We start from the raw sequence: 13,540 nt of genomic DNA, 5'->3' as shown, positions 1-13,540 counted from the left end.
AGGGCAATTGGCGCTGAAACAGGAAGCTCGTGTATTTATACATGAGTATGTTCACTGCATAAATCTTTCCAACTGTAAAATGTCCGCTGGAAGGGAGCTGTCAGCAGGTACAGATCTGACTGCATGCTCTCTGAAATTGGGAGACTTGCCCTGTTCTGCCTTTTTGTTCATGCAGATCCTCTTTTTCATGCTTCATCGTATACCTCCAGGCATAATGATCCATTTATTAGCCGCTGCTTTTTCCGGTTATGTTATTCTTTTTCTTTGACTTTCTTAATGACAGTTCCTATTATCACTCCAATAATCATTCCAAATAATATGCCATAACACATTGTTATGCCTACTCTTCCCTGTGCCAGGCCAACCACACCACCGATGGCAAGCCGATTGTCATACCGGAACACAGACACGTAATAACCGGAATATTGTTTTTGTCCATTGCCATTCCCTTCTGAATCCGTTCTGCCAAGACTTTATTTGCCTGATATGAAAGCATGATGTTATGGACGGTGTATAATATTACACGAAGCTTGTCAATCTGGAGTGGCCTTGATGCAACACGCATTTCAGGTATGCCGGACATGCATGCCGGAACAGATACAGATCGAAACCTTTTATGAGGACTTTCGCGAATTTCGTGTTTATGATAGAATATAAAAATACATAGAAATAAAAATACATAGAAAAAAATACAAGACAGCTAATCAGAAAAGGAGGTGAGGCAGATGAACGTAGCTTACAACGAAGCCTACCTTCACTATCGGGAATCTTTCTCTTCCATATTCAATGAGGAACACAGAGAAGAGCAGAAGGGGATACCGGAAACAGCGGCTTTAGACGATGGTTACTCTTTGTGCTCCCGCTATTACACAGGAACGTTAAAGGGGAATATCCACGCTGTGATCCATGATCTTGTGGGAAAGGACGGAACCGTTCTGTTAAGCTGGAGGAATCTGGATGATGACGGGGATTTCTGCCGGCTGATTCACCACCGGAATGGGAAGCGGTATCTGATATTTCGGGAGGATTTATATGGATACAGTATTTTCTGTGTGGAGACGGGCGAGGTGTTCCGTTATATACCGGCATGTGCCTATCCGGATAAACCGGAAGATTTTCAGGAGAGTTTTATCTGGACAGATGCAGTATATGACAGTAAATCCGGCCTTCTGGCAGTGACAGGCTGTTTCTGGGCCTGCCCATTTGATGTCATGATTCTCGACTTTGAGAAGCCTTTTACAGAGCCGGAGGGAATAAATGGTCACGAACTAATGGATCGGGATTATGATATTTACGACGATATCGAGTTTTCCGATTTTCAGAATGGGAATATAATTTTAAAAGCATATAACACCAGAGATGAGAAACAGGAGATTTTGACTTATGATACCGAATATATAAAGGAACTGCTGAAGGAACGGTTTAAGGCCGTCAGAATGGAGGACACGCGATGATTGAACTGCCGGAGGCCATAAATTTGGCAAAACAGATGAGAGAGACAGTGAGAGGAAAGACGGTATCCGCGGTATATCCCCCTTCCTCACCCCACAAATTCTGCTGGTTTAACCACGAACCGGAGGAGTACCAGGCGTTTCTGGCCGGTCATACGGTGACTGGCGCGGCTGGTTTTGGTATCTTTTCGGAACTGGAATTCGACAGCGGCGTCAGGCTGTGTTTTAATGACGGAGTAAATCCCCGTTTTATCCGGAAGGAAGAGGTCCGTCCGAAGAAATACCAGCTTCTCCTGGAATTTACGGATGGGTCCGCGATTGCATTTACAGTAGCCATGTATGGCAGTATTTCGTGCCATTCGGGAGATTATGACAATGAGTACTACAGAAAGAGTATCGAGAGCATTTCGCCGCTGACGGAGGAATTTGTTGAAGGGTACTTTAACGAGCTGCTGGCTTCTGTGAAACCGGCCATGAGCGTCAAGGCGTTTCTGGCTACGGAGCAGCGGATACCGGGGCTTGGCAACGGCTGTCTCCAGGATATTCTGTTTCAGGCGGGAATTCATCCGAAACGCAAGGTTTCCAGCCTTTCAGACTGTGAAAAGAACGTTCTGTGGAAACAGGTAAAGACGGTGCTTCAAACCATGACGGAACAGGGCGGGCGCGACACCGAAAAAGATTTCTTTGGAAATCCAGGGGGCTATCAGACATTGATGTCAAAGAATACATTGGCTTCCGGCTGTCCCGCATGCGGCGGAGAGATTGTAAAGGAAACTTATCTGGGCGGGGCGGTCTATTACTGTCCGTCGTGCCAGAAAATGGAGGAAGAGAAGAGATGAAGACAATCGGCCTGATCGGCGGAATGAGTTGGGAAAGCACGGTTACTTATTATCAGGTTATCAATGAGGCGGTGAAAGAGAGGCTGGGAGGTCTCCACTCCGCCAGATGCATTCTCTACAGCGTGGATTTTCAGGAGATCGAAGAGTGCCAGGCCGCGGGAGAGTGGGAGAGAAGCGGAGAAATACTGGGAGAGGCGGCCAAAAGCCTGCAGAAGGCGGGGGCTGATTTTATCGTAATCTGTACGAATACCATGCACAAGGTAGCGCCTCAGATTCAGAGTAAGATCGATATTCCCGTCCTGCATATTGCGGAGGCGGCCGCTCTGAGGCTGAAGGCAGAGAACATGGACCGTGTGGGACTGTTGGGAACGAAATATACCATGACTCAGGATTTCTATAAGGGAAAACTGGCAGAGTACGGCGTGGAGGTGCTCATTCCGGAGGCGGCAGAGATCGAAACCGTGAACCGGGTGATCTACGAGGAGCTGTGCCGGGGTATCGTGTCTGAGACATCAAAAGAGGCATATTTAACGATCATCGCCCATTTAAAAGAGAGGGGAGCCCAGGGAGTGATCCTTGGCTGTACAGAGATCGGCCTTCTGGTAAAGGACGGGGACACGGAGGTGCCGCTGTTTGATACGGCTCTGATTCATGCGGAGAAGGCGGCGGAGCTCTCGGTTGTGGGTAATGCAGACGAAAGATATTGGACGAAAGATGCCAGATGAAAGATGCTGGAGGAAAGATGAAAAGGAGGTGTTCCGAGTGGCTGTCAGAACATTTGGCTGGGTACAGGAGGCCTATAAGCTGGAAAACTTAAAAAATGTGGTATCGGTCTTTGTGCCGGGGTCTCCCGTCAACAGACAGTTAATAGAGGACAAACTGGTCCGGCTCATTTCAGATGAAGATGGCAAAGCGGAATTTATAGAGGAGCTGGAGGCTGATCCGGTTATCGTGCCGTACGCCCATCTGAAAGGGAAAGGGACACCGAAGGGATATACGAGAAGTAATGCGCCGTGTTCTGGCATCATACAGGCGGTGCTGCCCGGGCAGAGAAAAGAGTACCAGAGTGACTGGCCGGCAGATTCATTTCTGCGTTGGGCGGTCAGCATCGGTTTTTTGAATTATGACAGAAATGCCGATACCTGTTCACTGTCTGATCTGGGACGTTCCTATGCGGAGGCGGAAGCAGGGAGCAAAGAAGAGGAGGAGACGCTTACAAAGGCGTTTCTCTCGTATCCTCCTGTCTGCCGGGTGCTTTCGCTGCTGGCAGCGGGCGACCATCTGACAAAGTTTGAAATAGGAGCCAGACTGGGCTTTATCGGTGAGGCCGGTTTTACCTCGATTCCGCAGCATATGATCCTGCAGGGACTCTCGGAAACAGCGGAGGAGGACAGGGCAAAGCTTCTTCAGGATACAGAGGGAACCAGTGATAAATACGTCCGAACCATCTGCAGCTGGCTGAAACAGATGGGCTGGGTGGAACAGGCGGCGAAGACGGCGGCAGAGGATGCTGGAAGCAGGCGGTATGAGGGAACCATACCCCAGTCCTACCGGCTTACGTTAAAGGGGAGAACCGTGTTCAAGCATACCACCGGTGTCTCGAAGTTTGCCCGGATACCGAAGCGGGTGATGTGGGATATGCTGGCAACGAAGGCGGCAGACCGGGATTACTTAAGGAACCGGAGGACCCGCATTATCCAGTACCTTCTGAAGGATTATCGTTCGCCGGAGCAGGTGAAGGCCTATCTGGAGACGGCGGGACTGGAAGAGACGGTGGAGACCATTAAGGATGATATCCGTGGTTTTGAGAACATCGGCTTAAATGTGAAGCGCACCGGAAAGACGTATAAGATCATGGACGATATCGTAGGCCTGGAGATTCCGGCGGACGATGCGGGCCGGATCTCCGTAAAATCCGATATGGCTGTCATAAAGGACAGCGTCAGAGAGCGGCTGGCCCATGTAAGTCACGAGTATCTGCTTTTAATCGATCTGGGCTTCGATGGTACATCAGACCGCGACTATGAGATTCAGACGGCGGAGCTTCTCACCAGGGAACTGGATTTCCTGGGAGGAAGACTGGGAGATACCAGGAAGCCGGATGTCTGCATTTACTATGGAAAAGACGGCATGATTATCGACAATAAGGCGTATGGAAAAGGATACTCCCTTCCGATAAAGCAGGCGGATGAGATGTACCGCTATTTGGAGGAAAATAAGGAGCGGAACGAGAAGATCAATCCGAACCGCTGGTGGAAGGTATTTGATGAAGGCGTGACCGATTACCGGTTTGCTTTTGTGTCGGGATCCTTTACCGGAGGCTTTAAAGATCGTCTGGAAAATATCCACATGCGCTCCGGACTCTGCGGCGGTGCGATGGACTCCGTGACACTTCTGCTGCTGGCAGAAGAATTAAAGGCGGGCCGTATGGAGTATTCTGAATTTTTCCGCCTGTTCGACTGCAACGACGAGGTCACTTTTCGGTAAAAGGTAATATAATGGATAGTGGAAGCAGAAAGAGGGAATGTTCATGGAGTTGGGAGAATACCTTCCATTTTGGAAAAAATTGACGGAAGCAGAGCGGAGGACACTGGCCGGAAGCGTGCAGAGACGCCGGTTTGAAAAAGGGCAGGTGCTTCACCACGGATCGGATGAGTGCACCGGGCTGATTCTGACGCTGGACGGACAGCTGCGGGTCTATACTATATCGGAGGAGGGCAGGGAGCTGACACTGTACCGGCTGCTGGAACGGGATTTATGTATATTTTCTGCACCCTGCATGGTGAAGAGCATCCTGTTCGATGTAATCGTGGAAGCAGAGCAGGACACGGAGATTCTTCATATTCCAGTCGATGTCTACAGAGATCTGATGGACAACAGCGCGGCGGTTGCCAATTTTACCAATGAGCTGATGGCGGCGCGCTTTTCCGATGTAATGTGGCTGATGGATCAGGTGCTGAACAAGAAGATCGACAGCCGTCTCGCGGCATTTTTGCTGGAGGAGAGCGGGCTTGATGAGAGTCGGAAGCTTTCTATCACCCACGACCAGATTGCCCGCCACATGGGGACGGCCAGGGAGGTTATCACCCGGATGCTGAAGGCATTTCAGGCGGATGGCCTGGTTAAGCTGACCCGCGGAGGAATCGAGCTTCTGAATGAGAAGAGACTCACGGAGCTGGCGGCGGATAGCCTGCGGTAGCTGGCTGGAAATGTATCGGTATGCAGACGGAACAAATTATGTGTGTAACAAAGTCACTGTAAAGCAGATCGTTTTCGTGTATTCTAATATCATCAATCAATGAATAAAAGGAGTACAAATAAAATGTCTGTATTTTCAATCACAAATAATAATTATCATGAGGAAGTCGTTACTTCAGGAAAGCCGGTGCTTCTCGATTTCTGGGCGCCATGGTGCGGGCCATGTAAAAAGCTTTCCCCTGTTGTAGATAAAATTGCCGAGGAAAATCCCCATATTAAGGTGGGAAAGGTCAATGTGGAAGAGCAGAGGGAGCTGGCAGAAAAGTTTCATATTATGAGCATTCCGGCGCTGATTCTGATGAAGGAAGGAAAGGCGGTTGCCACCTCCGTGGGCGTGAAACCCCAGGCCGCAATCGAGCAGATGATTGGCTTATGATGGAAGAGGTACCATGGATTTTTATGAGCGTGTCAGATTTGTCGTGAATCATATTCCATATGGAAAAGCGGCCACCTATGGCCAGATCGCCCTGTTATGTGGAAAACCCAGGAATTCGAGGCAGGTGGGGTATGCACTGAACCGCCGCCTGGGGGAAAAGGATCTGCCTGCACACCGTGTGGTGAACGCCTCCGGATATCTAAGCGGAGCGGCTTCCTTTCGAACTCCGGATACGCAGAAGAAGCTTCTGGAAGCGGAGGGCGTAATCGTTGACGACGAGAACCGGGTGATTTTGAAGCGGTTTGGGTGGCATCATACGCTGGAGGACGCACTGGAATTCCGGGAATGGTTTGAGCAGAACGGAATATGACGGTGCGAGCGGTGAGAGTTTATTTATACATGTTTATCAGTGAAATACTTAAAGGGGACCCGCAGAGAGGCTTTTGCCTCTGTGGGCCCCCTTTTCTGGAATATCCAGCGGACTATTTAAATCGAGTTTTTCATTAAATCCATATGTACTTTGACGACTACTTTGCGGTATGTGATGGGTTTCCCTTCATAAGCTACGCTGGGGCGGTGAACATCCCATGGGAAATAGACGGCAATGCAGCCAGGGAGACAGTGGATAAAGCTTTCGTTCTGAATTCCCTCCAGGAAATAGAGGTCGTCGCTTTCGTGAGCCTCCGCTACCGTATAAGTACCTGGATTCGGGGTGATGCCTGCAAGATCTTCACCCTCCGGCCAGTACTGTACATCTGCATAGTGGTGATGTATTTCAGGGCGGGTATCTTCAAACGGAATGGAGGTCTGATCAAATACTTTGACATACATGAGATTCCCCTCAATCGGGTAGTCTCCCGGTTCCATATGGAAAAAGTCGGTTGTTTTTAAATATTCAACAGCGCGTCTGATCGCTGATGGACAGAGAGAAAAATCATTTGTGGAATTTAAACTCGAAAAAATCATTGTGAATACCTTCTTTCAGAAAACAAGTCTTCGGGTTACACAGTGAAATCGATTGCAATTACACTATATCAGACTTTTTCAAGAAAAGCAATCCCTAAAATTAATTTTCTGAAACGCAGATTCAGGGAGTCGATTCCCTGACGACGATGGCGGAGGGAAGAATCATCTGTCGTGTCGTAGTACGGTTTTCCAGGCAGTCGATCAAGATCCGGCAGGCGGCAATGCTGGAGTCAAAGGTCTTGTTATCCAGTGACGTAAGCGTGGGAATGCAGATTTCACCATAGATGGAGTTATCGACACCAATGACGGATACCTGATCCGGGATGGCGATACCCAGGTCATACAGCGCCCGTATGCCTCCGGTAGCAATTAAATCGACAGAATAAATGATTCCATCCACATCCGGGTGATCCTTTAAAACCTCCAGAGTGGCTCTCTTTCCGTCCGCTGCCGTAGTGCCGTGGGAATCATAGATCCAGGGCTCTGTCTGGCCGAGAAGACGTATGCCTCTGCGAAAACCTTCGACCTTTAATTCGCAACTTGGAGTATGGCAGTCGCGGACAAATGCCAGGCGTTTTCGCCCTTTTTCTGCCAGAAGGTTTACACAGGCTTCCACTCCGTGCAATTCATCGGACAGAACTCCGTAAATATTCGGCGCATCTAAGAAGGCATTGATCATGACGATCGGCACCTTGCTCAGATGGCGCTTGATGGCCTGCGCAACGGATTCTGTCTGAAAGGAGGAACCGATCAGCACTGCTCCCTCCACACGGCGCTGCTCCAGAATAGAGATCGCCTGAGCGCGCGATTCATCATCGTCACCGGTATTTAAGATAACGCAGCAGTAGTTTAGGGCGGCCAGCTTGCGCTCGATATAGTAAGCTCCATCGGTATGATGGATGTTACGGATATCCGCGATCAGAATTCCGATAATGCGGGAAGACTGGCTGACAAGGCCTCGGGCTGCGGCATCGGGGGTATAGTGGTATTTCTTTAAAAGCTTCTGCACTTTTTTTCTTACTTCCGGATTAACCCCTGTTTTGTTATTGATAACACGGGATACACTGCTGGCGGAAACGCCGGCTTCTTTTGCAATATCGTAGATTGTCATAGGCGATGCACTCTCTCTTTTTATAGTTATCGTATCTCATTGGAAATTCCAATCCCTTCTCCGTCAGTTTACAGAACTCCCCGCTATTGTAGATTATATCCAAAATATGGAAAAATTGTAAAGGCGTTATATAAATTTTTTTTTAATACTTGACAAAGTAGGATTGCTACGACTATAATCATAGCATAAACTGAAATCGATTGCAAACAATAAATTCGTTTAATTCGCTGAAGTTCTACGGAATATAAATCAAATGTTAGGATATCGATTGCATATTCTCAGTGAAATAGGCGGGAAAGTACGAGGTAAGGGGCTATGAGGGCATTTACACATGCAAGAGTAATTGACGGCAGGGGCGGTTTTATTCCGGATGGGACAGTTGTGGTAGACGGCAGTACCATTGTAAATGTGGGGGCTGCGTCCGGGGTGGAAATTTTGGAGGGCACAGAGATTATTGACTGCGGCGGACGTACGCTGATGCCGGGACTGATGGATGCGCATACCCATCTGGAGACAACCGCCTCCAACAATGTGATTAACGAAGTTGCTCAGTATAATCTTCCAACCCGCACGATGCGTTCTTACTGGAATGCTCTGGAGACGATCCGTGCCGGTATCACAACCGTGCGCGATGTAGCGGATATTGGTGACTGCGTGATTGCGGTCAGGAATGTAATCAATCAGAAATTGCTTCCCGGACCCAGGATCATCGCTTCAGGAAAGGCGATTAATCAGACGGGCGGCCATGCTTCTATGTCTACAGAGTATCAGTGGTCCAGACCGGATGCAGGCGGTTCCGGACACTGTGTAGATGGAGAAGCCGAATGCAGGAGAGCAATCCGCACGGAAGTAGCGGCAGGTGCGGACCTAATCAAGATTTATGTTACCTCCGGTTTGTACGATCCGTTCCTTGGTAAGCCCAGAGACGAGTTTTCCCAAAAGGAGATTGAGGCGCTGTGTGAGGAAGCCGCAAATTCAGGTAAAAAGGTAGCGGCTCACTGCCATACCGCGAAGTCAGCCCAATACTGTATCGAGAACGGCGTGGCTTCCATCGAACATGGAATGATGATTAATGAAGAGACTCTGGAGTTGATGAAAGCCCATGGAACATTCTGGGTACCTACGACAATTGTTTACCAGCTGATGGCAGATGGCGCAAAGTACGGTCTTGGCAGCTCCACAATTGAGAATTCGAGAAAGGCTCTGGTAAACCAGGAAAAGATGTTCCGCAAGGCTCTGGAGATGGGAATCAAGATTGGCATCGGAACCGACTGCGGAGGTGTGCTGATTAACCACGGGGAGACGGCGAGAGAACTGGAGTGCTTAAACCGTTGGGGAATGACCGCGATGGACTGTATCCGGGCGGCAACAAGTGCGAATGCAGAACTACTGGGTATTGATTCTATAACCGGTTCTGTAGAAACGGGGAAGGAAGCAGATATTATCATTGTAGACGGAGATCCTCTGGAGGACATCAGAATTTTACAGAATCAGGAAAAGATTCTCGTCGTGATGAGAGGCGGGGAATATTACAAGGATACGTTTAGCGGTCTGCGCTGATAATCAGGAGAGAATGGGGGGTGACAAGGCAGTGGGATATGAGTATCTTCTGGAAATGAATCACATTGGAAAGGAATATTACGGAGTTCGGGTACTTAAGGATGTCAGTATCCGTCTGAAAAAAGGGCAGATATTAGCACTGCTTGGTGAAAACGGGGCAGGCAAATCGACACTTATGAATATACTTTTCGGAATGGACGTGATCCACTCTACCGGCGGTTTTACAGGAGATGTCCTCTTCGAAGGGAAGCCAGTGAAGATCATGAAACCCTCAGATGCTTCTGAACTGGGAATTGGAATGGTTCATCAGGAATTTATGTTGATCGATGGGTATGAGATAGCGGAGAACATTCGCTTGAACCGGGAGATTACGAAGGGTAATCTGTTCAGCCGCATTATAAGCAGAAAGCTGGAGACGGTCGACAAGGTCTCGATGAGAGAGGAGGCGAGGAAGACGCTTAACTCTCTCGGACTCGAGGGGCTGAGTGAAACAGTAGCGGTAGAGGATGTGTCTGTCGGTTACAAACAGTTTGTGGAAATCGCAAGAGAACTGAATAAAAAAAATATAAAGCTGGTCGTTCTGGATGAGCCAACAGCGGTGCTGACGGAAGGGGAGGCTAAACAGTTTCTGGACTGTGTGCGCGCAGTCGCGGATCAGGGGATCTCTTTTATCTTTATCAGTCACCGTCTGGATGAGGCTATACAGTATGCGGACACCGCGGTCGTACTGCGCAACGGAGAGCTCGTCAGTCAGTGTGATATGGAGGGCGTGACGGCGATTCAGCTGTCAGAGATGATGATTGGACGAAAGGTGGAGTTGGTGACGAAGGAGCCAAAAACGGAGTCCGAGTTACATAGCCCGGTTATTCTGTCCATGAAAAACTTTCATGTGGAGATGCCGGGAGAGCTGGTAAAAGGAATCGACCTGGAGGTGAGAGAAGGGGAAATCTTGGGAATTGGCGGCCTGGCCGGCCATGGAAAGGTGGGGATCGCCAATGGTATCATGGGACTGTATCCTGCATCGGGCGAGGTCCTGTACCGTGGAGAGACTCTTTCTGTAGAGGATACGTTGTCAACCCTTAAGAAAAAGATTATGTTTGTGTCGGAGGACCGGAGAGGCGTTGGTTTGAATCTGGACGCCTCCATAGAGATGAATACAGTAATCGCTGCCCTTCGGGTGAATCAGGAGTATTTGAGACACATCGGTTTTATGCGCTTTTATAACAAGAAGGCGGCGGCCGAATATGCAAAAAAAATGATCGAAGAGATCGATATCCGGTGTACCAGCAGCAGTCAGCCCTGCAAGCGGCTGAGCGGAGGAAACCAGCAGAAGGTATCGATTGCCAAGGCGCTGGCCATGAATCCGGAGGTGCTCTTTATCTCAGAGCCGACGAGAGGAATCGATATCGGGGCGAAGAAGCTGATTCTTAATTATCTGGTGCAGTTAAACCGGGAACGCCATATGACAATCATTATGACTTCCTCGGAACTGGCCGAACTGCGATCCGTCTGCGACCGTATTGCGATTGTCACCGAGGGAAAACTGGCCGGTATCTTAAAGCCCAACGATGAAGAATACAAATTTGGCCTGCTTATGAGCAGTTCCGCCGAAGCCATGGAGGAACAGGGCAGAGCCAAAAAGGAAGAAAACGGATTCAGAAAGGAACAGAAGGAGGTGGGGAGTCATGCAGCAGATTAAGCGTCTGTACCAGGCAATCGGCTTTTCCAGATTTATTATCATGGTATTTCTGGCCGGCCTCGTTCTGCTTACATTTACACTGCATCTGGACAGTGGAACCATTGTTTCTGATGTGTTGGTCCGTATCGGACTTAACAGCTTCTTTGTTTTAGCCATGCTTCCTATGGTAGAGTGTGGTGTCGGCTTGAATTTTGCACTTCCGCTTGGAATTCTCTGCGGCCAGCTGGCCGGCGTACTTTCTGTGGAATGGGGAATTCAGGGGATGAAGGGAATTCTCGCGGCATGTGTACTGGGGTCTGTATTTGCAACGGTTGTGGGGGTCTTATATGGTCTGCTCTTAAACCGGCTGCGTGGTTCTGAGATGATGGTGGGAACGTATATCAATTTTTCTATTGTCTCACTGATGTGTATGGGATGGATGCTGTTTCCGTTCTTTACAGATCCGAGAATTAAATGGGCCATGGGAAATGGAGTGCGCAGCACGATTACCCTGGATGGGTTTTACGATAAAGTATTAAACAATCTGCTGGCGTTTAAGATCGGAAATGTCACGATTCCTACGGGATTATTCCTTGTATTTGGACTGGGGTGTCTGGCATTCTGGGCATTTCAGAAGAGCAAAACCGGAGTTATGATGAAAGTCAGCGGTATGAATCCTATGTTCGGAAAGTCAATCGGAATCGATAATGACAGGATGCGGGTAATGGGTACCGTATTATCCACAATCTGCGGCGCCATAGGAATTGTGATCTACGCACAGGGAATCGGTATGTATCAGCTGTATACTGCACCTCGTAACATGGCATTTCCGGCTATTGCGGCGATCCTGGTCGGAGGTGCGACCCTGAAGAAGGCCAATATCTGGCATGTAATCATTGGTGTTGTACTATACCAGGCGATTCTGACGATAGCACCGGTTGTCTCGGCGCAGCTCATCGACGATGGAAGCAGTCTGTCTGAAATTGCGAGGGTCATTATCTGTAACGGAGTTATCCTTTACGCATTGACAAAGATCGATGGGAGGAAAATCTGATGAAAGCAAGAGTACGAAATGTATTGAGCGGGAATGCCGTGACACTGCTATTCGTCATTTTATGTATTGGAAGCATTCTCTGTTCCGGCCAGCCTCTCGGCTATATTGTGAAAGAGACAGTGGCCCGTATTTCGAGGAATGCCGTTTTAATTTTATCACTGATTTTACCTGTCCTTTGTGGAATGGGATTGAACTTCAGTATTGTAGTGGGAGCGATGGCGGGAGAGATCGCTCTGGTGATGATCACCCACTGGAATATCGGCGGTGCGCCGGGTATGCTCCTCGCAGCAGTGATTGCCAGTATTCTGGGCGGTCTGTTTGGATTGGCAGTCGGAAAACTGATGAACAGGGCTGTTGGCCAGGAGATGATTACGGGTATTATCCTGGGCTATTTTTCAATCGGTTTGTTTGATCTGACTTTTTTGATCCTGCTGGGCCGTGTGATCCCGTTTCAGGATGCGGAGCTGATGCTGTCCAACGGAGTGGGCCTTAAAAATACCATTGCATTTCATGATGATGTTAAAAATTATTTGGATCACATCTGGTGCATAACGCTGGATTGGTCTCTGATATACGCAGCGCTTACGGCAGTGGCAGTGCTTGCAGTCCTGGTACTGCGAAAGAAAAAGAGATGCGGAGGGACTCTTTTGGAAGCTGTAAAAGGCAGCCGTAAGTCTGCGGCGGCTGCGGTGGTGCTTACGGTATCTGCCGCGCTGGTTTGGCTGATTCCGCCTCTCCATTCGGCGTGTGCAGCAACACAGATTCCCATGGTTGTTGGGCTGATCATTGCTCTGCTCTGTCTTCTAACCGCATTTATATCCAGAACAAAGATCGGACAGGATATCCGGACGACGGGGCAAAACATGGATGTTGCCATTGTCTCCGGAATCAATGTAGGACGCTGCCGTCTGTTCTCCATTACCTTTTCTACGATTATAGCAGCCCTAGGTCAGGTGATTTATTTACAGAATATGGGCAACATGAATACATTCAGCAGCCATGAGCAGGTTGGGCAGTATGCGATTGCCGCTCTTTTGGTAGGTGGTGCATCCATTAAAAAGGCCAGCATTGGCCATGTGTTTCTGGGAGCAGCTTTGTTTCATATCCTGTTCTTTACCTCGCCTCTCGCGGGGAATCAGCTGTTTGGCGACGCACAGATCGGAGAGTATTTCCGCGTGTTTGTAGGTTATGCGGTTATCACGATCTCCTTGGTGCTGTATGGTCTGAAACAGGCTGCAGATAAACGC

Annotated in this window: 14 protein-coding genes; 12 read left to right on the top strand and 2 right to left on the bottom strand. The window is 48.9% G+C overall.

Features of this window, described 5'->3' with window-relative positions:
• The 8 genes from ACLTD4_RS29775 to ACLTD4_RS29740 all read left to right on the top strand — a co-directional run.
• The coding region (locus ACLTD4_RS29775; protein WP_320995733.1) for a hypothetical protein at positions 1 to 268 on the top strand (268 nt) is incomplete at its 5' end.
• Positions 269 to 725: 457 nt separating this feature from the next.
• Positions 726 to 1,454: a hypothetical protein gene (locus tag ACLTD4_RS29770; RefSeq protein ID WP_117624270.1), complete on the top strand. Its 729-nt coding sequence runs from the start codon at positions 726 to 728 to the stop codon at positions 1,452 to 1,454.
• Positions 1,451 to 2,290 carry an endonuclease VIII gene (locus tag ACLTD4_RS29765; RefSeq protein ID WP_117624269.1) on the top strand — a complete coding sequence of 280 codons (840 nt, stop codon included), beginning with the start codon at positions 1,451 to 1,453 and terminating at the stop codon, positions 2,288 to 2,290. Before ACLTD4_RS29770 ends, ACLTD4_RS29765 begins: the two co-directional genes overlap by 4 nt.
• Positions 2,287 to 3,015 (top strand): aspartate/glutamate racemase family protein, encoded by a 729-nt coding sequence (locus ACLTD4_RS29760; RefSeq protein WP_117624268.1) that lies wholly within the window; start codon positions 2,287 to 2,289, stop codon positions 3,013 to 3,015. Before ACLTD4_RS29765 ends, ACLTD4_RS29760 begins: the two co-directional genes overlap by 4 nt.
• A 37-nt stretch (positions 3,016 to 3,052) precedes the next feature.
• Positions 3,053 to 4,777: a restriction endonuclease FokI C-terminal domain-containing protein gene (locus ACLTD4_RS29755; RefSeq protein WP_117624271.1), complete on the top strand. Its 1,725-nt coding sequence runs from the start codon at positions 3,053 to 3,055 to the stop codon at positions 4,775 to 4,777.
• A gap of 43 nt (positions 4,778 to 4,820) precedes the next feature.
• Positions 4,821 to 5,489 (top strand): Crp/Fnr family transcriptional regulator, encoded by a 669-nt coding sequence (locus tag ACLTD4_RS29750; RefSeq protein ID WP_055660193.1) that lies wholly within the window; start codon positions 4,821 to 4,823, stop codon positions 5,487 to 5,489.
• A 99-nt stretch (positions 5,490 to 5,588) separates the two neighbouring features.
• The gene (gene trxA / locus ACLTD4_RS29745) at positions 5,589 to 5,924 is read left to right on the top strand and encodes a thioredoxin (RefSeq protein ID WP_110326457.1); all 336 of its coding nucleotides are present in this window, start codon (positions 5,589 to 5,591) and stop codon (positions 5,922 to 5,924) included.
• Positions 5,925 to 5,937: 13 nt separating this feature from the next.
• Complete coding sequence (locus tag ACLTD4_RS29740) at positions 5,938 to 6,294, top strand: MGMT family protein (protein ID WP_117624266.1); 357 nt, start codon at positions 5,938 to 5,940, stop codon at positions 6,292 to 6,294.
• A gap of 116 nt (positions 6,295 to 6,410) precedes the next feature.
• On the opposite strand, the gene ACLTD4_RS29735 is transcribed toward ACLTD4_RS29740, so the two are convergent.
• Together ACLTD4_RS29735 and ACLTD4_RS29730 are read right to left on the bottom strand one after the other, a co-directional pair.
• Positions 6,411 to 6,890 carry a YhcH/YjgK/YiaL family protein gene (locus ACLTD4_RS29735; protein ID WP_055660199.1) on the bottom strand — a complete coding sequence of 160 codons (480 nt, stop codon included), beginning with the start codon at positions 6,888 to 6,890 and terminating at the stop codon, positions 6,411 to 6,413.
• A 121-nt stretch (positions 6,891 to 7,011) separates the two neighbouring features.
• Positions 7,012 to 8,001 (bottom strand): LacI family DNA-binding transcriptional regulator, encoded by a 990-nt coding sequence (locus ACLTD4_RS29730; protein ID WP_055660201.1) that lies wholly within the window; start codon positions 7,999 to 8,001, stop codon positions 7,012 to 7,014.
• Between the two features lie 315 nt (positions 8,002 to 8,316).
• Here ACLTD4_RS29730 and ACLTD4_RS29725 point away from each other — a divergent pair, with 315 nt between their 5' ends.
• From ACLTD4_RS29725 to ACLTD4_RS29710, 4 genes are all read left to right on the top strand, one after another.
• Complete coding sequence (locus ACLTD4_RS29725; protein WP_055660203.1) at positions 8,317 to 9,561, top strand: metal-dependent hydrolase family protein; 1,245 nt, start codon at positions 8,317 to 8,319, stop codon at positions 9,559 to 9,561.
• Positions 9,562 to 9,574: 13 nt separating this feature from the next.
• On the top strand, positions 9,575 to 11,260 hold the full coding sequence (locus tag ACLTD4_RS29720) for a sugar ABC transporter ATP-binding protein (RefSeq protein ID WP_055660205.1): 1,686 nt from the start codon (positions 9,575 to 9,577) through the stop codon (positions 11,258 to 11,260).
• On the top strand, positions 11,247 to 12,293 hold the full coding sequence (locus tag ACLTD4_RS29715) for an ABC transporter permease subunit (RefSeq protein ID WP_055660207.1): 1,047 nt from the start codon (positions 11,247 to 11,249) through the stop codon (positions 12,291 to 12,293). The genes ACLTD4_RS29720 and ACLTD4_RS29715 overlap by 14 nt, the downstream gene beginning before the upstream one ends.
• Positions 12,293 to 13,540: ABC transporter permease subunit (locus tag ACLTD4_RS29710; RefSeq protein ID WP_412331787.1), on the top strand; the 1,248-nt coding region annotated here is incomplete at its 3' end. The genes ACLTD4_RS29715 and ACLTD4_RS29710, both read left to right, overlap by 1 nt.

It is taken from the genome of Hungatella sp. (genome assembly GCF_046966825.1).
Note: the sequence above shows the minus strand (reverse complement) of the source record. Positions and strands in the feature narration are given on the sequence as shown.

Bases quoted from the DNA above. Each gene is read 5' to 3' on its own strand.
- trxA (WP_110326457.1), top strand. From the start codon at position 5,589: ATGAATAAAAGGAGTACAAATAAAATGTCTGTATTTTCAATCACAAAT.
- ACLTD4_RS29765 (WP_117624269.1), top strand. From the start codon at position 1,451: ATGATTGAACTGCCGGAGGCCATAAATTTGGCAAAACAGATGAGAGAG.
- ACLTD4_RS29750 (WP_055660193.1), top strand. From the start codon at position 4,821: ATGGAGTTGGGAGAATACCTTCCATTTTGGAAAAAATTGACGGAAGCA.
- ACLTD4_RS29720 (WP_055660205.1), top strand. From the start codon at position 9,575: ATGGGGGGTGACAAGGCAGTGGGATATGAGTATCTTCTGGAAATGAAT.
- ACLTD4_RS29735 (WP_055660199.1), bottom strand. From the start codon at position 6,890: ATGATTTTTTCGAGTTTAAATTCCACAAATGATTTTTCTCTCTGTCCA.
- ACLTD4_RS29725 (WP_055660203.1), top strand. From the start codon at position 8,317: ATGAGGGCATTTACACATGCAAGAGTAATTGACGGCAGGGGCGGTTTT.
- ACLTD4_RS29740 (WP_117624266.1), top strand. From the start codon at position 5,938: ATGGATTTTTATGAGCGTGTCAGATTTGTCGTGAATCATATTCCATAT.
- ACLTD4_RS29730 (WP_055660201.1), bottom strand. From the start codon at position 8,001: ATGACAATCTACGATATTGCAAAAGAAGCCGGCGTTTCCGCCAGCAGT.
- ACLTD4_RS29715 (WP_055660207.1), top strand. From the start codon at position 11,247: ATGCAGCAGATTAAGCGTCTGTACCAGGCAATCGGCTTTTCCAGATTT.
- ACLTD4_RS29760 (WP_117624268.1), top strand. From the start codon at position 2,287: ATGAAGACAATCGGCCTGATCGGCGGAATGAGTTGGGAAAGCACGGTT.
- ACLTD4_RS29770 (WP_117624270.1), top strand. From the start codon at position 726: ATGAACGTAGCTTACAACGAAGCCTACCTTCACTATCGGGAATCTTTC.